Source organism: Oceanisphaera sp., from assembly GCF_048268965.1.
In the GTDB taxonomy this organism is placed as follows: domain Bacteria; phylum Pseudomonadota; class Gammaproteobacteria; order Enterobacterales; family Aeromonadaceae; genus Oceanimonas.
The window spans coordinates 1-17,029 of record NZ_JBLWUK010000035.1; the positions used below are offsets into that span (position 1 = coordinate 1).

At 55.4% G+C, this 17,029-nt stretch carries 16 protein-coding genes; 8 read left to right on the forward strand and 8 right to left on the reverse strand.

The window, feature by feature from the left end:
* Positions 1-276: 276 nt before the first annotated feature.
* The 4 genes from ACN0VL_RS13165 to ACN0VL_RS13180 all read right to left on the reverse strand — a co-directional run bounded on the left by ACN0VL_RS13165 (position 277) and on the right by ACN0VL_RS13180 (position 3,794).
* Positions 277-579, reverse strand: a complete 303-nt coding sequence (locus ACN0VL_RS13165; protein WP_417618107.1) for a hypothetical protein — start codon at positions 577-579, stop codon at positions 277-279.
* Positions 580-868: 289 nt separating this feature from the next.
* Positions 869-2,212, reverse strand: coding sequence for a short-chain fatty acid transporter (locus tag ACN0VL_RS13170; protein WP_417618109.1), 1,344 nt, complete (start codon positions 2,210-2,212; stop codon positions 869-871).
* 129 nt (positions 2,213-2,341) lie between these two features.
* Positions 2,342-3,004 carry a CoA transferase subunit B gene (locus tag ACN0VL_RS13175; protein ID WP_417618112.1) on the reverse strand — a complete coding sequence of 221 codons (663 nt, stop codon included), beginning with the start codon at positions 3,002-3,004 and terminating at the stop codon, positions 2,342-2,344.
* A gap of 91 nt (positions 3,005-3,095) precedes the next feature.
* Complete coding sequence (locus ACN0VL_RS13180) at positions 3,096-3,794, reverse strand: CoA transferase subunit A (RefSeq protein WP_417618114.1); 699 nt, start codon at positions 3,792-3,794, stop codon at positions 3,096-3,098.
* Between the two features lie 178 nt (positions 3,795-3,972).
* Between ACN0VL_RS13180 and ACN0VL_RS13185 the strand changes: the two genes are divergently transcribed.
* From ACN0VL_RS13185 to ACN0VL_RS13200, 4 genes are all read left to right on the forward strand, one after another.
* The gene (locus tag ACN0VL_RS13185; RefSeq protein ID WP_417618116.1) at positions 3,973-4,911 is read left to right on the forward strand and encodes a LysR family transcriptional regulator; all 939 of its coding nucleotides are present in this window, start codon (positions 3,973-3,975) and stop codon (positions 4,909-4,911) included.
* A 189-nt stretch (positions 4,912-5,100) separates the two neighbouring features.
* Entirely contained in the window at positions 5,101-6,732 is a 1,632-nt protein-coding gene (locus ACN0VL_RS13190; protein ID WP_417618118.1) for a BCCT family transporter, read from the forward strand.
* Between the two features lie 232 nt (positions 6,733-6,964).
* Positions 6,965-8,845, forward strand: coding sequence for a DUF294 nucleotidyltransferase-like domain-containing protein (locus ACN0VL_RS13195; protein WP_417618120.1), 1,881 nt, complete (start codon positions 6,965-6,967; stop codon positions 8,843-8,845).
* A gap of 8 nt (positions 8,846-8,853) precedes the next feature.
* A complete protein-coding gene (locus ACN0VL_RS13200; RefSeq protein ID WP_417618122.1) occupies positions 8,854-9,588 on the forward strand; it encodes a 3'-5' exonuclease in 735 nt (244 codons plus the stop codon).
* Positions 9,589-9,822: 234 nt separating this feature from the next.
* Here the strand turns inward: ACN0VL_RS13200 and ACN0VL_RS13205 are convergent, their stop codons facing one another.
* Positions 9,823-10,449, reverse strand: coding sequence for a DUF2726 domain-containing protein (locus ACN0VL_RS13205; protein ID WP_417618124.1), 627 nt, complete (start codon positions 10,447-10,449; stop codon positions 9,823-9,825).
* Between the two features lie 780 nt (positions 10,450-11,229).
* Here ACN0VL_RS13205 and ACN0VL_RS13210 point away from each other — a divergent pair.
* Genes ACN0VL_RS13210 through rlmM form a run of 4 tightly spaced genes read left to right on the forward strand, consistent with a single transcriptional unit; the run spans position 11,230 to position 14,216 of the window.
* A complete protein-coding gene (locus ACN0VL_RS13210) occupies positions 11,230-12,141 on the forward strand; it encodes a transcriptional regulator GcvA (RefSeq protein ID WP_417618126.1) in 912 nt (303 codons plus the stop codon).
* Positions 12,138-12,752, forward strand: coding sequence for an alpha/beta fold hydrolase (locus ACN0VL_RS13215; RefSeq protein ID WP_417618128.1), 615 nt, complete (start codon positions 12,138-12,140; stop codon positions 12,750-12,752). Before ACN0VL_RS13210 ends, ACN0VL_RS13215 begins: the two co-directional genes overlap by 4 nt.
* Positions 12,742-13,125, forward strand: a complete 384-nt coding sequence (locus ACN0VL_RS13220; protein ID WP_417618129.1) for a DUF423 domain-containing protein — start codon at positions 12,742-12,744, stop codon at positions 13,123-13,125. Before ACN0VL_RS13215 ends, ACN0VL_RS13220 begins: the two co-directional genes overlap by 11 nt.
* Entirely contained in the window at positions 13,125-14,216 is a 1,092-nt protein-coding gene (rlmM, locus tag ACN0VL_RS13225; protein ID WP_417618131.1) for a 23S rRNA (cytidine(2498)-2'-O)-methyltransferase RlmM, read from the forward strand. The genes ACN0VL_RS13220 and rlmM overlap by 1 nt, the downstream gene beginning before the upstream one ends.
* A gap of 177 nt (positions 14,217-14,393) precedes the next feature.
* On the opposite strand, the gene ACN0VL_RS13230 is transcribed toward rlmM, so the two are convergent.
* From ACN0VL_RS13230 to xni, 3 genes are all read right to left on the reverse strand, one after another.
* Positions 14,394-14,888 carry a hypothetical protein gene (locus ACN0VL_RS13230; protein WP_417618133.1) on the reverse strand — a complete coding sequence of 165 codons (495 nt, stop codon included), beginning with the start codon at positions 14,886-14,888 and terminating at the stop codon, positions 14,394-14,396.
* Between the two features lie 260 nt (positions 14,889-15,148).
* Complete coding sequence (locus tag ACN0VL_RS13235) at positions 15,149-16,156, reverse strand: isocitrate dehydrogenase (RefSeq protein ID WP_417618134.1); 1,008 nt, start codon at positions 16,154-16,156, stop codon at positions 15,149-15,151.
* Positions 16,157-16,237: 81 nt separating this feature from the next.
* On the reverse strand, positions 16,238-17,017 hold the full coding sequence (gene xni, locus ACN0VL_RS13240) for a flap endonuclease Xni (RefSeq protein WP_417618136.1): 780 nt from the start codon (positions 17,015-17,017) through the stop codon (positions 16,238-16,240).
* Positions 17,018-17,029: the final 12 nt, after the last annotated feature.

Genomic DNA, 17,029 nt, shown 5'->3' on the forward strand with positions numbered 1-17,029 from the left:
TGGCAAGGTTGAGCCGCCTTTACTTATTCTCACCAGGTGTTTCGGCATGATCTGCAAAAAACTGGGGAGCCCTCAGCACCTTCGTGGGAATGACGACGGAGAGGGAGCGGGAGTAACGACGGAGCCCCCTTGTTCAAAGTCGTCTACCGCAGCACAGACTGGCAGTTTTTTATGCCGTCATCTCCGCGCAGGCGGAGATCCAGAGCAGATATCGTCAGTCGGGATAATAGCAGCTGACCTGCAAAGACACTGGATTCCCCCAAGCCGCTGGCGCTGTTACGCCCTGATATAACTCCAGCCTTGTTGCTGGCGTTCGCTCAGGTGCAGTATGGCGGCGTTTACCTGCTGAATATCGCTGGGTGGCGTGATGTTTTGGACTCTGAGGCTGTTTTCGCATAACCGCAGCCGAGAACGAATGGCGGGGTTGCTAATAGCGATGGCGCTGGCGACGGCGGGGCCATTCACCACCAGTTCTATTTGTGCATCGGGCCGGGCGAGCAGCAAATTACGCAGGTTGGCCTGGGCACGCTGCAAGGCGGGCTCGGTAGGGGCGTGAATAATCACCTTGAGTAAGCTCACTGGCACTCCTTGAAAGATAGGGCATAACGGGTGTGGTTATTTTGGCATGAAAACCAAGAGCGAAGAGCGACATTGATCGAGAAGGTGAGGATAAAGTTGTGTCATTCCCACGAAGATGGGAATCCAGGAGCGGTGGCGCAGAGCAGTCAGTCTGTGGCATGTCTGCAAATGTACTGGACCCCCGTCCCCGTCCCCGCCTTCGCGAGGATGACGTCCCTACGCGAGGATGGCGTTCCTTCGCGAGAATGACGGCAATAACATGGCCCCCGCTTGCGCGGGGACGCTAATGTCAGGTCATAAAATACAGCACGCTAGTGATTACGACACCGGAATAGACCAGCATGATCAGGCAATAACCCATAATATCACGGGCTCCCAGGCCGACAATGCCCAGCAATGGCAATGCCCAGAAGGGCTGTATCATGTTGGTCCAGGCATCACCCCAGGCAATGGCCATGGCGGTGACGGTAGGCGACACGCCCAGAGCCTGAGCGGCAGGCAGCATAATGGGCGCCTGCACCGCCCACTGGCCGCCACCCGAGGGCACAAACACGTTGACCAGGCCGGCACTTAAAAAGGCCAGCAGCGGAAAGGTGTCGGCGGTAGACCAGGAAACAAAGGTCTCGGTGATTTGGCGACCCAGAGAAATACCTTCACTGTTGGCGCCCATCATCATGCCCATAATGCCGGCATAAAAGGGGAACAACAGCACTATGCCGCTGATGCCGCGTACGCTGTCGTCTACGGTGCGCATGTAACGCTCGGGCGTGCCGTGCAACAGCAAGCCGGCAAACAGGAAGATGGCGATAACGATGTCCAGCCCCAGCACAAAACCCTTGGTGATGAAGTGATTGAACAGGTACACGGCGGCCATGCCCACCAGCGCCAGAGCCAGCAAGCGGCTGTCATCCAGGCGCTGGGCGGGGGTGTCGCGCTTGGGACGCTCGTTATGGGATTCGATCAGCTTGGCCGGATCGGCCACTTTGGGATTGTGCCTGGGGTGCATGGCACGGTTAAGCAACGGCAGGCCGATGACCAGCAGGGCGATGATGACCAGGTTATATGTGGTAAACAGGGTTTGGCTCACGGCAATGGGATCGGACAAGACGCCATTGGTGATGCGCGCCAGGTTCTCGCCGCCGCTGGCCAGTGACAAAGGCACAGAGCCAGACAGCCCGCCATGCCAGATCAAAAAGCCGGAATAGGCAGATGCCACCAGCAAAGGGTAATCCACACCGTCTACCTTGCGCGCCAGGGCGCGGGCAAACACGGCGCCGATGACCAGGCCAAAGCCCCAGTTAAGCCAACAACCCGCCAGTGCCACCAGGGTTACCATAATAACGGCTTGCCCCGGAGTGCGCGCCAACCCCGCCAACCGGTCGAGCTGGCGGTTGATGATGGGCGCCGACGCCAGGGCGTGGCCGGTAACAAAAATCAGCCCCATTTGCATGGCAAAGCCCAGCAGAGTCCAAAACCCGGTGCTCCAATGTTGCACCATGGCCGACAGACTTTGTTCGGTAGCCAGCATGCCGGCCCCGAGAACAAACAGGGTGAGCATGGCAGAGAAGACAAACGCCGAGGGTAGATAGCGCTGTACCAGGTTCACACTGAACCCCGTAATTTTATTGAACATCCAAAGCATCCTTAATGTGATGAACAGTAACGCCCGGTTATAGCAATATAACCGGGCGTAGCGTGCAAAGCGCGGGCCTTACGGGTAATCATTTACCGTCGTAGAACCAGGCTGCGGTTAACGAGTCGCTCAGGACTCAAGGCGCATCTCGGGTACCTGATCCGGCACGATAAGCTTGCCGGCGGTGAGGGCGACTATTTCTTCTACGCTCACGCCGGGGGCTCTTTCCTTAAGAATAAAGGCGCCATCTTCAATTTCCAGATAGGCCAGGTCGGTGAGCACCCGTTTAATGCAGCCGGCACCGGTCAGGGGCAGCTGGCACTGGGGCAGCAGTTTAGACTCGCCATTTTTTGAAGCGTGGGTCATGGTCACGATAATGTTGTCGGCACCGGCCACCAGATCCATGGCGCCGCCCATGCCTTTGACCAGTTTCCCCGGGATCATCCACGAGGCGATGTTGCCTTGCACGTCTACTTCAAAGGCGCCCAGCACGGTCAGGTCCACATGGCCGCCGCGGATCATGGCAAAGGATTCTGCCGAGTCGAAAATAGAGGCGCCGATGCGGGCGGTAACGGTTTGCTTGCCGGCGTTGATCATGTCGGCATCCAGCTCGGCTTCGGTAGGAAAAGCCCCCATGCCCAGTAGCCCGTTTTCGGACTGCAGCATCACTTCCATGCCCTGGGGCACATAGTTGGCCACCAGGGTAGGAATGCCAATGCCCAGGTTGACGTAAAAGCCGTCTTGTAATTCTTGTGCCACACGCTGGGCCATTTGTTCGCGAGTAAGCGCCATAAGCCGCTCTCCTTGACGTTATGTTGGTAACCGCAGCATAAGATGCACTCAGCTGCGCCCTGTTATTGAGTTAGCTGCGCCTTGTTCTGAATTAGCTGCGCACGGTGCGTTGTTCGATGCGTTTTTCAAACTGGCCACAAATCACGCGATCCACATAAATGCCGGGGGTATGAATTTGCGAGGGCTCCAGCTGGCCTGGCTCAACGATTTCTTCTACTTCGACGACCGTGATTTTTCCGGCGGTGGCGGCCAGCGGGTTGAAGTTGCGGGCGGTATGACGATAGATAACGTTACCGTAGTGGTCGGCCTTCCAACCTTTAACGATGGCAAAGTCGCCGGTAATGGCGGGCTCTAGAATATAGGGGCGACCGTTAAATTCGCGAACTTCCTTGCCCTTGGCAATGTCGGTGCCATAGCCGGTGGCGGTAAAAAAGGCCGGAATACCGGCGCCGCCGGCGCGCATTTTTTCCGCCAGAGTGCCCTGGGGGGTTAATTCCACTTCCAGCTCGCCGCTCAGCAACAGCTGCTCAAACAGCGCATTTTCGCCCACATAAGAGGCGACCATCTTGCGAATTTGCCGGTCTTCCAGCAGTAGTCCCAGGCCAAAGCCGTCTATGCCACAGTTGTTGGACACTACTGTGAGATCCTTGGTGCCTTTGCGCTTGATTTCGGCAATCAGATTTTCGGGAATGCCACAGAGGCCAAAGCCGCCTGCCAATACCGTCATGCCATCTTCCAGTCCGGCCAATGCCGCCTCATAGCTCGTTACGCGTTTATCGAAACCTGCCATCACAGTTCCCTCTTGTTGTGAGCTGTTGCTTGAAGTTTGTTATTACTGAGTATTACACGAGTTATTTATTTGTTAAGTTTGATTTTGTGATTGATTGATTGGTTTTTTAAATGAATGATGGGCTGCGACTGCTCATGGTTGCATATCCGTACAGTCTGGCATGGTTAAGGAGATCTTGATGACGGTAAAACAATTGCGGGCCTTTATGGCGGTGGCGCAAACCTTGAGCTTTGTGCTGGCCGGAGAACGATTGTTTTTATCGCAGTCGGCCCTGAGCCTGACCATTAAAGGGTTGGAGCAAGATCTGGGCGGACGCTTGTTTACCCGCACCACGCGCCAGGTGCGGCTGACGCCAGAAGGCGAGGCCTTGCTGCCGCTGGCGCGCCGCTTGCTGGTGGAGTGGGATAACACCGAAGACGAGTTACGCCAGCGCTTTACCCTGCAGCGGGGGCGGGTGGTGCTGGCGGCCATGCCGTCGTTTGCCGGTAACGTGCTGCCGCCGTTATTGCAGGAATTCAGGGCGCGTCATCCGGGGGTGAATGTCACCATTAATGATGTGATCAACGAACAGGTGCTGGATCTGGTACGCGACGGCCATGTGGAGCTGGGCATTACCTTTGAGCCTGCCGCCGATCTTGGGCTGGCGTTTACGCCCCTGTATCAAGACCGCTTCGTGGCGGTGGTGCCGGCCAATTCGCCACTGGCCCGGCAAGCGGATATCGGTTGGGCGCAGCTGTTGGCTGAGCCTTTTATTGCCCTGCAACGACCGTCGGCGGTGCGGTTGATGCTGGAAGAGCACGTCAAGCAGCTGGAGCCGTTGGCGCACTTGCCGCAGGGGCAAGCATTGCCGGTGGCCTTCGAGAGTCATCAGCTGGCGACCATAGGCCGCATGGTGGGGGCGGGGCTGGGCGTGAGCCTGGTGCCGGCCTTGTGTATTCGGCAAATGTTTGAGCTGGGTGCCCACTGTTTGCCATTACAGGCGCCGGTGCTTGAGCGCGCCGTGGGCATGGTCACCCGTAGCGAGCACAAATTGTCGGTGGCCGCTCAGGCCTTGTACGATATTTTGCTGCATTCAGAGATGCCCACCACGCCAAATGCTGCATTTGGCGCGATCTAAAACTCATCGTCTTGCCAGGGCTGTTAATCTGATGTTACGTCTGTGATGAAGGCGCTGAATATCACATTTAGTTGATTAATTAACCGGTTATCTCTGAATTCAAGGGGTTAGTTGGATTTATATGTTATATTTAGCGCGTGTTTTACCATGACGCTAACCATTGAGTTTAGTGCGCAAAGGATCTGAGCAATGACGGATAACAATAATCATGATGTGATAGCACCGGAAGGCAAGGTGAATCCCATTAATACCGACTATCAGGTAGGGCAGGATAATATAGCCCTGCAGATAGGCCCATTCGGACTGGATATTCACAACCGGGTCTTTATGATTTCCGGTTTGGCTATCGTCGCCTTCGTGTTTCTTACCCTGGCCTTTCAAAATCAGGTCGGCCCCTTGTTTACTGATCTGCGCAACTGGTTGACGGCCAGTCTGGATTGGTTCTTTCTCAGTGCCGGTAATATTATCGTACTGGTGTGCCTGGGGTTGATTGTTTCTCCTCTGGGCCGAGTACGCATCGGTGGCACCGAAGCTACGCCTGACTTTACTTATATTGGCTGGTTCTCCATGTTGTTTGCTGCCGGCATGGGCATCGGCCTGATGTTTTACGGCGTGTCCGAGCCTTTGTCTCATTTTGGCACCTCTATGGGGGGCATTACCCTTGAAAACGGGGTGCGTACCGACTGGGCCCCACTGGGAGGTGCAGCAGGCGATGCGGCAGCAGCTGCCAGCCTGGGCATGGCGGCGACTATTTATCACTGGGCGCTGCACCCTTGGGCCGTGTATGCGGTATTGGCGCTGGGGCTGGCCATTTTTTCCTTTAACAAAGGGTTGCCACTCACGGTTCGCTCGATATTTTATCCCCTGCTGGGTGAGCGTGTGTGGGGCTGGCCGGGGCATTTAATTGATATGCTGGCGGTCATTGCCACCATGTTCGGTTTGGCGACCTCGCTCGGCTTTGGTGCTTCCCAGGCCAGCGCCGGTTTGAATTACTTGTTTGGTACCCCGCTGGGCACCACCACCGAAATAGTGCTGGTCATCATTATTACCGCCATTGCGCTGGTGTCGGTACTGGCCGGACTGGATGCCGGGGTCAAGCGATTGTCCGAGATCAACATGGCGTTGGCGGCATTACTGCTGTTGTTTGTGATTATTGTTGGCCCAACGCTACTGATAGTCACCGGCTTTTTCTCCAACCTGGTGTCTTATATTGAGCATTTGCCGGCCTTGTCGATGCCGTTTGACCGTGAAGACGCCAACTACTCCCAGGGTTGGACCGCCTTCTACTGGGCGTGGTGGATTTCCTGGTCTCCTTTTGTCGGCATGTTTATCGCCCGGGTGTCTCGAGGCCGTACCGTGCGCGAGTTTTTGGTCTCCGTGCTGTTGGTTCCCTCTACTGCCTGCGTATTATGGATGACCGCCTTTGGTGGCACCGCCATTAACCAGCTGGTCAGTGAAGGCTATCAGGCCGTGGCCGAAGCCGTGGTACCGCTGCAGCTGTTTATCATGCTGGATGCCTTGCCGATGGCGCAGATCACCTCCTTTATCGGTATTATTCTGGTGGTGGTGTTCTTTGTTACCTCATCCGATTCGGGCTCTTTGGTGATTGATACCATAGCCTCTGGCGGCAAGGTAAACTCGCCCAAGCCACAGCGGGTGTTCTGGTGTACCTTCGAAGGTCTGGTTGCCATTGCCCTGATGGTGGGCGGCGGTTTGGCTGCGCTGCAGGCTATGGCGGTCTCAACCGGGTTTCCGTTTACCATAGTGTTGCTGGTCTCCTGTGTGTCCCTGATCAAGGGACTGGCCTCCGAACCCAGATAAAACAGACTGAATAAATAATGTGAAGGGTGAAGCGTTAAGTGTGAAGGGGTTACCCCAACACCGGGCGCTTCGCCCTTTTTTGTATTAACGAGCTTGCCGCAGTATCTTGCATCGAGCACTAATCTCCCAATCCGATCTGGATTCTGAACAGGGTCAGCTCTGGTGTGGCTCAGGCAGTGTGGCGTTCACTGTACTCTTTACCCTTCACTTTTTATGATGAGCGAGTCGCGATATGGAAGCGGAACAGCTGGAAATATTGGGTTTTATTCGACGTTTTCCTCCTTTTGATACCCTGGACGATGAGGTGCTCGAACTCATTGCCCAGCAGATAGAGATTGCCTATTACCGCGCCGGCACCGTGATTCTTAATTATGGTGATCTGGTACACGACCTGTATCTGATCCGCAGCGGGGCCGTTGAAATGCACCGGCGCAGTGGCGAGCTGCATAACCGACTGAGCGAGGGCAACCTGTTTGGCCAGATGGGCCTGCTGATGAACAACCGGGTACGGATGTCGGCCACCGCCCTGGAAGATACCCTGGTGTACTGTTTGCCAGAAGCCCTGTTCAATGAACTCTATGAAACTCATGACTCCTTTGCCGATTATGTGGAAGTGGAAGACCGTACCCGGCTGCGGCAGGCCGTGTCCCGTCAGTCGGGGGGAGACGAGCTGTTGACCTCAACGGTGCGCGAGCTGATCGCCCGCGAACCGGTGACCATCCCCTTGTCGGCGACCATATTGGAAGCCGCACAAAAGATGAGCGAAGAAGGGGTGTCCTCCATCCTGATACTGGGGCCGGATCCCGAGCAGGCAGAAAACCAGGATGACAGTGTGGCCGGTATTTTGACGGACAGAGACTTACGCACCCGGGTGCTGGCCGCGGGCCTGTCGGCCGATACCGGGGTGGCCGAGGTGATGTCAACGGAGCTGGTGGCGCTGGAAAGCGGCCAGTTCGTGTTTGAAGCCATGCTGGTGATGCTGCGTTATAACCTGCACCACCTGCCTATTCTGCACCGGGGCAAGCCGGTGGGCGTGGTGGCGCTTTCGGATGTCATGCGCCACGAGTCGCGCAACAGCCTGTTTGTGATCCGCCATATCTTCAAGGCGCAAAATGTCGACGAGCTGGCCGCCATTGCCGATGACGTCAAAGCCTGCTTTGTGCGTATGGTGCACGAAGATGCCAACTCGCAGATGATAGGCACCGCCATGGCCGGCATTGGCCGCAGCTTCAAGCAGCGTTTGCTTGAGCTGGCAGAACAGGAGCTGGGGCCGCCCCCGGTACCCTATTGTTTTTTGGCGTTGGGCTCCATGGCGCGGGACGAACAATTGATTGTCACGGATCAGGATAACGCCATTATTCTCGATAATCGCTATGATCCCGCCCAACATGGCGCTTACTTTGCCGCCCTGGCCAAACGGGTGTGCGATGGCCTGGCGGTCTGTGGTTACAGCTATTGCACCGGCGATATCATGGCCACCAATGTGGAGTGGCAGAAAACCCGTCACCAGTGGGAGCAGTGTTTCAGCGACTGGATTGATAACCCCAGTCCGCAAACCTTGCTCAACAGCTCCATTTTCTTCGATCTGGACGGGGTATACGGGAAAACCCAGTGGGCCGAGCAATTGAATGCTCTTATCTCCCGCCGGGCCAAGCGCAGTCCGCGTTTTTTGGCCAGCATGGCACGGAATGCCCTGGGGCGGACCCCGCCGCTGGGCTTCTTTAAAGAGTTTGTGATGGAGCAGGACGGCAAGCACAATAACTCCATTAACCTTAAGCGCCGTGGTACGGCTCCGCTGGCCGATCTGATACGGGTGCATGCGCTGGCGGTGGGCTCGAGAGCACATAACTCCTTTGAACGACTCAAGGATATTATCGAGTCGGGCATTTTGCCCAAAGGCAGGGGGCCGGATTTGCGTGATGCCATGGAGTTTATTGCAACGGTGCGCATTCGCCATCAGGCATTGGACGTAGAAGCGGGGGCAGAGCCGGATAACAATATTGAACCGGATAATCTGTCGGACTTTGAACGGCGTAACCTCAAGGATGCATTTCAGATTTTAAGTAATGCACAAAAGTACATGAGGTTTCGTTATCAGCCCAACCGGAGCTAAGCCGCACCATGTTTTATTTGCGACCCCAGGATATAGAGCGTTCGGATCAAGTACCGGAATGGCCCGAACTGTTCAGTGAGCTGGCTCGTCATGCGCGAGACTATCGTCTGGAGCGATTTTATCGCGCCGGCGCCGTTGATGCCCATACGCCGCTGGCAGAAGTGCCTTTTGTGGCCATGGACTTTGAAACTACAGGGTTGAATCAGCGAAGAGACGCCATTGTCAGTATCGGGCTGGTGCCTTTTAACCTGCAGCGTATTCGTTGCAAAGAGGCCAAACACTGGATTTTGAACCCTCATAAGCCGATGTCCGAAGAAGCGGTCGTGATCCACGGTATTACCCATTCGGAAGTGCAAGCCGCCCCCGACTTATTGCTGGTGCTGGATGAGCTGTTGAGTGCGCTGGCCGGCTGTGTGGTGGTGGTTCACCATAAAGCCATAGAGCGCGGCTTTTTGGCTGCGGCACTCAAAGCCAGACTGAACGAGGGGATAGCCTTTCCGGTGGTCGATACCATGGAGCTGGAAGCCAGGTTGCACCGCAACAAACCCCTGGGCTTGTGGGCGCGACTGCGCGGAAAGAAGCCGACGTCCATTCGCCTGGCCGACAGCCGAGAGCGCTACCATCTTCCTTTTTATCAGCCTCATCATGCATTGACCGATGCCCTGGCCACCGCCGAGTTGCTGCAGGCGCAGATAGCCCATCATTACTCACCCGACACCCCCATCGGTGATATTTGGGGGTGATATTTAAGCGCCCAGTGCCCAGCCAACAGGAAAACCCTGAATTTTCAGGTTCGAGGTTTTTGTTTAAGCCGTCAGCTAGAAGCTGGAAGTAAAAGACAAACACCGAGTTTATGTAGGGTCCAATTCATTGGACCAAAAACTGCAGCACGGCCTGACAGCGGTCGAATACGCTTGCCTAAACAAGTCGACCCTGCAGAGTGTTTTGGCTGTTGTTTTTAGCCGATCGCTTCCGGCTTACAGCTTTATTCGGGGTTCCTGGTCCTGCTCGGCGGCGTGGTCGTCGTCGGGCAGGCTGAGTACCGGCTCGACCCGACCCTGGCCACTGGTGGGGCGCAGGGGCGCGGCGGGTTGTTTGCAGGCGGCAATAATGTCGTCGTGCAGTTCACGGGCGCCGGGCCATGCCTTGGGTGATAATTGCACTATCGGTAATCCCGCATCCTGAATCTGTTGCAGCAGTTGTTGCTGCTTTTTGCCATCGGTCTTGCTCAGGCTGTCGTCGGCCAATACCACGGCGGCTCTGGGCTTAAGATCGTTGGGCGAGCAGAGCACAAAGTCCAGTGTCTCGCCATAAATGGCATGCCAGGCCTGTTCGCGCTGGCTTTTTTTCAGCTTGGGGTTCAGTGCAATCAGCTCGCTGATATTCACGGCGGCAAACACGCGCAACTGCTGGCCAATGGCCTCGTCCAGCAACCGCAGTGCGGTGGCTCCTTCGGGGCTGAACAGCAGTTTTTGCTGATAGGGTTGTTTGGGTTTGCCGCGCCATAGCCGGCGCAGCAGACTTAACAGCGCCAGCAGGACCAGTAACAGCACTGTGCTGAATACCAGCCAGTCGAGCATGGAAACGGGAAGCATCTGGGTCATCACAAGCCTGAAGAGTAAGAAATAAAGCGGTGCCCAGTGTAACAGAGGCCGCAGCATAAAATGAATATATGCCGCACGACACAGCTGAGTGATGCCGTCATCTCCGCGAAGGCGGGGATCCAGGACAGGCTGCACTTTGCTCAATAACGGCTGCTAGCCTGCAAGGACACTGGATTCCCACCTTCGTGGGAATGACGAGAGGGACGCGGGAACGACGATAGAGGGGCGCGGCAAGGCATGAGAAAGCAGGCCTGTGTCTATGCCGTCATCTCCGCGAAGGCGGAGATCCAAGACAGGGCGCACCTTACTCGATAATGGCTGCTAGCCTGCAAGGACACTGGATTCCCACCTTCGTGGGAATGACGAGAGGGGTGCGGGAATGACGAGAGGGCGTGGGAACGACGCTAGAGGGGCGCGGCAAGGCATGCGCAAGCAGGCCTGTGTCTATGCCGTCATCTCCGCGCAGGCGGAGATCCAGAGCAGGGGCCCTTTACTCGATAATGGCTGCTAGCCTGCAAGGACACTGGATTCCCACCTTCGTGGGAATGACGAGAGGGACGCGGGAACGACGCTAGAGGGGCGTGGGAATGACGAGAGGGGCGTGGGAACGACGCTAGAGAGGCGCGGTAAGGCATGAGCAAACAGGTCTGTGTCTATGCCGTCATCTCCGCGAAGGTGGAGATCCAGGGAAGGCGCACCTTACTCAATAACGGCTGGCGCTGGCTTGTGGTTCACCGGCCATTTATAATCTGGCCATTAGAAAAGCTTATCGAGGTTACTATGTCTCGGCGTCTTCCTCCGCTTAATGCGCTGAAAGCCTTTGAAGCGGCCGCGCGTAATTTAAGTTTTACCCGAGCGGCAGAAGAGCTGTTTGTCACTCAGGCGGCCATTAGCCATCAAGTCAAGGCGCTGGAAGAGTATCTGGGGATCAAGCTGTTTCGCCGCCGCCATCGTTCTTTGCTGCTGAGTGAAGAAGGGCAGCGCTATTATCTGGATATGAAGGATATTTTTTCTAATATAGCCGATGCCACCGAACGGGTGCTGGCGCTGAGTGCCAAAGGCGCCTTGACGGTGAGCTTGCCCCCCAGCTTTGCCATTCAATGGCTGGTGCCGCGCCTGGCTCGCTTCAGCGAGGCCTATCCCGAAATTGATGTGCGGATCAAGGCGGTGGATTTAGAGGAAGGCTCCCTGACCGATGATGTGGATGTGGCCATTTATTATGGCAAGGATAACTGGCCGGGATTGAGAGCCGACAAGCTGCATGCGGAGTATTTAATTCCGGTCTGTTCCCCCTTGTTGCTGCAAGGAGCCAAGCCCCTGGTGACACCAGAAGATCTGACTCGTCATACGCTGCTGCACGATACCTCGCGGCGGGATTGGAAAGCCTGGTTTAAACAGCAGGGGGTGGTGGCGGCCAATGTAAATCAGGGGTCCATTTTCAGTCATTCGTCCATGGTGATCCAGGCGGCGATTTATGGTCAGGGTGTGGCGCTGGGCCACAGTGTGCTGGCCCGGCCCGAGATTGAAGCCGGGCGTTTGGTGTGCCCCTTCGAGCAGGTACTGATGTCGAACAATGCCTATTATCTGGTTTGTCACGAGTCTCAGGCGGCTCTGGGTAAAATTGCCGCCTTTCGTGAGTGGATGTTGGATTTGGTGGCAAAAGAAGAACAGCAAAAGGCGTTGGTTTTATGACTCGAATATTAAGTAACGGGGCGGATGATGCCCCTAATCGTGTATTACTTGCTCACGGTGCCGGCGCAGGCATGGAGCATGCAGTGATGGAAAGTTTGGCGCTGGGGCTGGCGGATGAGCAGATCCAGGTTATACGATTTGAATTTCCCTTCATGCAGAAAACCCGGCTCGACGGACGCCGTCGACCACCGGATCGCGAGCCGGCGCTACTCACCTGCTGGCGGGAAATGGCCGCGGAGTTTGCTCATCCACGGCTGTTTTTGGCGGGTAAGTCGATGGGCGGGCGCATGGCATCTCTGGTGACCGACGAGCTGGCCCCCAAAGGGCTCATCTTGCTGGGCTTTCCGTTTACGCCGCCCGGCAAGCCGGATCGATTTCGTGGCCAGCATTTGGCTACACTGGCGACGCCGAGCTTGTTGATACAGGGTGAGCGGGATAGTTTTGGTAATAAAGACGCCGTACTCGGCTATGATCTGGCGCCGCAGATGCAGACCTTGTGGGTGAAAGATGGCGATCATGGCTTTAGTCCGCGCAAGGCCTCGGGCACCACGCTGGAGCGCAATCTGGCGGCCATTGTCGCCGGCATGAGGAGTTTTATTCTTGCTTGTTAACATCTGGTTTTATGTGGCGGCCTTGCTGGGGCTGACTGCAACGGCCCTGGGGGCCTATGGTGCGCATGGTTTGGGGGCAAGCGGCGTGTCTGCCGAGTTGATCGGTGCCTTTAATACCGGGGTGCAGTACCAGTTTTATCATGGGTTGGCATTATTGCTGATGGTGCTGGCCCTGCGGGTCAAACCGGTAAAAACGCTGCATCTGGCCGCGGCTTTCTTTACACTAGGCACTTTGCTGTTTAGTGGCAGTATTTATGCTTTGGTGCTGTTGGGCACCAAGGGTATTGGCTTTATTACTCCCCTTGGGGGAGTCTGTTTTATGGCGGGATGGTTAAGCGTGTTGCTGGCCGGTCGCACCTGGTTGAGGTCTTGATGAAACACTTACTAATATATTGTCGCCCCGGGTTCGAAAAAGAGGCAGCGGCGGAAATTCAGGACAGAGCGGGGCAGTTTGGGTGCCCCGGGTTTGCTCGCACCAAGGACGACAGCGGCTTTGTGATTTACGAATGCTTTCAGCCGGACGATGCCGATTTAATGGCGCGCAAGTTGTGGTTTAGAGAGCTGATTTTTGCACGCCAGATGCTGGTGGTGTGTGCCGAGATAAAAGACTTGCCACTGGACGATCGCATCAGCCCCTTGCTGGATGCCGCCGAGGGTATGGAGCTGTGTGGGGATCTTCGCGTAGAAACGCCGGATACCAATGACGGGAAAGAGCTGTCGCGTTTTTGCCGCAAATTTACCGTGCCTATGCGCCAGGCATTGCGCGGCAAAGGGTTGCTGACCCGTAACGAGTCGCATACCAAGCCCGTGCTGCATGTGTTTTTTATGGCCAATAATCACGCCATACTGGGGTACTCTTATACCTTTAATAACTCGCCTTTTCACATGGGGATCCCGCGGTTGCGTTTTCCTGCCGATGCACCCAGCCGCTCCAGCCTGAAGCTGGAAGAGGCATTTCATGTGTTTATCCCCCGATTTGAGTGGGACTTGCGGCTGACCTCGGGTTTGCGTGCGGTCGACCTGGGTGCCGCCCCTGGAGGCTGGACTTATCAGCTGGTGAGCCGTGGCATGATGGTCACGGCCATCGATAACGGCCCCATGAACCAGGCCTTAATGGACACCGGACAGGTGAAGCATTACCGGGAAGATGGTTTTACCTGGCGCCCCGCGCGCAAGAATACCTACTGGTTGGTGTGCGACATGGTCGAAAAGCCGGCGCGAGTGGTGGCCACCATGGCTGCCTGGCTGGTGGATGAAGACTGCCAGGAAGCCATATTCAACCTTAAGCTGCCGATGAAAAAACGCTATCACGAAGCCGTGTATAACCTGCAGCAGTTAAAGGACAAGTTGGCCGAGCTGGGTGGTTTTGAAGTTCAGGCCAAGCAGCTTTACCATGATCGGGAAGAAATTACCGTGCATGTCTATCGCCCACACAAAGTGGCTCGACTGCAGCCGAAAGAATAATTTCAAGTGAAGTGTGAAATGTGAAGCGTGAGGCAAAACCAGCCGTACGCCGTAAGAAAAAACCGAGTCTGGCAGGCTCGGTTTTTTTGTAGGAGCTTTACAGCGCTCGAATACGCTTACCTGAAATAAGTCGCCCTACCATTGGCTCTTCCCTCTGTCAGCTTCAAGCTTTTCGCTTTAATACCGGTAGGTTAAATCCAGTCGCGATTCGTCGTCGGTAATTTTAATATCAAACTCGAGGCGATTATCAGGATCGGCAGGGCGAATGTTGAGCTTGATGCCATCGCCCCGCAGCCGCATCGAGGTTTTAAAACCGCCGCTTTCAAAATCGAACCTTGGGCGCAGGTTTTTTAACGAAAGCCCTACCGAGCTTTGTGGGGTGAGTTGCAAGCTGGGATAGGCGTGTAGCTGCGGCATCCCGTTTGGGGTGGGGCGCAGCTCTATATTCATATCGTAACGCCTGGGCTGGTCGCCAAAAATAACCGGTGGGGCCAGGGTAAAGCGTAGTGGTTGGGCAAGTGTAAAATCGGGGGGTGACTGGTTGCTGCTTGTTGCCTGGTATTGACTGTGAGTCATGTCGGGGGCGGGGGCATCATAGGCAAAACCCGGATTGATATGAGTAAACAGTAATGGACAAAGGATTCCCAAGTGCCGTATTCGTCGACCGTCCATAGCCTATCCTCCCTCGTTATCCTAACTATAGTTCGCTCTTTGTGATCTAAACGGCACTTTTTAGATGAATTTAATACCGATATCCTAAATAAAGTTGCTTTTGAGTATAGAGTGACTAAGGGCGGTGGAACCTTGTGCGGGGAGCGGTATCGGCACAGGCCTGACCTGGTTTTTCGGAGGTGACGGAGACAAAAAAGGGCCCGAAGGCCCTTGTGGGTATATCGATAACAGCAGTCATGCCGAGTGCTGGCAGACTGAGCTTACAGGTTGGCAATAATGGCTTGCGTAAACTCTGTGGTGCTGGCGTTGCCGCCCAGATCACGAGTAACCGTTTTGCCCTCGGCAATGGTCTTGCGTATGGCGTTACGGATTTGCAGTGCTTTGTCCTGCATGCCCAAGTGCTCGAGCATTTGAATGGAGGCCAAAATCACCGAGCAAGGGTTGGCGATGTTCTGGCCGGCAATGTCGGGGGCCGAGCCGTGTACCGCTTCAAAAATCGCGACCTCTTTACCAATGTTGGCACCGGGAGCCATACCCAGGCCACCGATCAGGCCGGCACACAGATCCGAGATAATATCGCCAAACAGATTGGTGGTGACTATGATGTCGAACCGCTCGGGATACATCACCAGGTTCATGCACACCGCATCCACGATCATCTCGTTGGTTTCAATATCCGGGTAGCGTAGTGCCACTTCGCGGGCCACTTCTAAAAACAGTCCGGAGGTGGACTTTAGAATGTTGGCCTTGTGCACTATGGTGACTTTTTTACGGCCTTCGGTGCGTGCCAGCTGATAGGCAAACTCGGTAATGCGCTCGGCACCTTCGCGAGTGACTATGCTCATGGCTTCGGCGCTGTTGTTATCGTCGGAACGCTTTTGCCCGGCACCGGAGTACATGCCTTCGGTATTTTCGCGAATGGTAATGATGTCGATGTTTTCAAAGCGGCTCTGTGCGCCTTCAAACGACACCACGGGGCGCAGGTTGGCGTATAGATTAAAGTGTTTGCGCAGCGAGACGTTGATGGAGGTAAAACCGCCGCCGATGGGCGTGGTCAAAGGACCTTTAAGGGTAATCTTGTTTTTTTCTATCAGTTCCAGTGTGGACTGGGGAAGAAGCTCGCCGTGTTTCTCTAGTGCCATCAGACCGGCGTCGGCGTAGTCGTAATGGAAGTTACAACCCGCGTGATCAAGAATGGTAAGGGCGGCATCAACAATGCTTGGGCCAATACCATCGCCAGGGATCACGGTAATACTGCGTTTTTTCATGAGCGACGTTCCGTTAATTATGATGAGTCGAAATAGACACCATTTTTTGTTGGTTATATCACTTTCGCGTTGGGCATTCTATTAGCCGCTAGTCGAAGAGTGATAGCGTATATCCTGTAAATTAAAGCCAAGCTCGATATCATCAACTAGCTTAACCAGTTGCCTGGCCAGTAGTGCCTGGTCTTTGTGTATTATAACAGTATTTTCTTCTTTTCTCTCGCCAGGGCTTGCCAGCAGTCGGTCCAATGTTTCCCACCGCTGCAGCAACGCCTGGGCACGCTTGGGGCCTATGCCGGGAACGCCCTTGATCTGACTACCCGATACCCCGGTCAGCGCCCAGTAATCCACCAGCTGGGTCACCTTTAACCCATATTGTTGCTGCACGCGTTGAGCATCAAAATAGCCTTGCTTGAAATGATCCCATATCTGAATATGCGGATTGAGCAATTGGCAAAAACCCTGGTCGGTAGAGACGATGGTGCTGTGCTTGCCATGACGGCTGAGGGTTCGGGCCAGGGTGGCAATCAGGTCATCCGCTTCGTCGGTATCGGACAGCAGGGCATCAATACCCAGTTGCCACAAGTCCTGTTGCAACTGGGGAAGGTAGTGCGCCAGTGCCGCTGGCATGGGTTTGCGGCCGGCTTTATAGTCGGGATAAAGGTGGTGGCGAAAGCCGATGGGAGCGCCATCGAATACCGCCACCACGTGGCTGGGCTTAAACTGATGCAGCAGTCGTTTACCGGCATGAGTCAAGGCGACGCTGGTGGCGGCCAGCGCCGCGTTGTCAGTCTGATGCCGCTGCTCTTGCACCGCATACAGGCGGCGGATCAGGTTTAAGGCATCAATAATCAGTAACTGCATTCAGTGACGTCT

Coding starts and splice junctions, on each gene's coding strand:
- ACN0VL_RS13170 (WP_417618109.1), bottom strand. CDS start 2,212: ATGTTCAATAAAATTACGGGGTTCAGTGTGAACCTGGTACAGCGCTAT.
- ACN0VL_RS13175 (WP_417618112.1), bottom strand. CDS start 3,004: ATGGCGCTTACTCGCGAACAAATGGCCCAGCGTGTGGCACAAGAATTA.
- ACN0VL_RS13180 (WP_417618114.1), bottom strand. CDS start 3,794: ATGGCAGGTTTCGATAAACGCGTAACGAGCTATGAGGCGGCATTGGCC.
- ACN0VL_RS13185 (WP_417618116.1), top strand. CDS start 3,973: ATGACGGTAAAACAATTGCGGGCCTTTATGGCGGTGGCGCAAACCTTG.
- ACN0VL_RS13190 (WP_417618118.1), top strand. CDS start 5,101: ATGACGGATAACAATAATCATGATGTGATAGCACCGGAAGGCAAGGTG.
- ACN0VL_RS13195 (WP_417618120.1), top strand. CDS start 6,965: ATGGAAGCGGAACAGCTGGAAATATTGGGTTTTATTCGACGTTTTCCT.
- ACN0VL_RS13200 (WP_417618122.1), top strand. CDS start 8,854: ATGTTTTATTTGCGACCCCAGGATATAGAGCGTTCGGATCAAGTACCG.
- ACN0VL_RS13205 (WP_417618124.1), bottom strand. CDS start 10,449: ATGACCCAGATGCTTCCCGTTTCCATGCTCGACTGGCTGGTATTCAGC.
- ACN0VL_RS13210 (WP_417618126.1), top strand. CDS start 11,230: ATGTCTCGGCGTCTTCCTCCGCTTAATGCGCTGAAAGCCTTTGAAGCG.
- ACN0VL_RS13215 (WP_417618128.1), top strand. CDS start 12,138: ATGACTCGAATATTAAGTAACGGGGCGGATGATGCCCCTAATCGTGTA.
- rlmM (WP_417618131.1), top strand. CDS start 13,125: ATGAAACACTTACTAATATATTGTCGCCCCGGGTTCGAAAAAGAGGCA.
- ACN0VL_RS13230 (WP_417618133.1), bottom strand. CDS start 14,888: ATGGACGGTCGACGAATACGGCACTTGGGAATCCTTTGTCCATTACTG.
- ACN0VL_RS13235 (WP_417618134.1), bottom strand. CDS start 16,156: ATGAAAAAACGCAGTATTACCGTGATCCCTGGCGATGGTATTGGCCCA.
- xni (WP_417618136.1), bottom strand. CDS start 17,017: ATGCAGTTACTGATTATTGATGCCTTAAACCTGATCCGCCGCCTGTAT.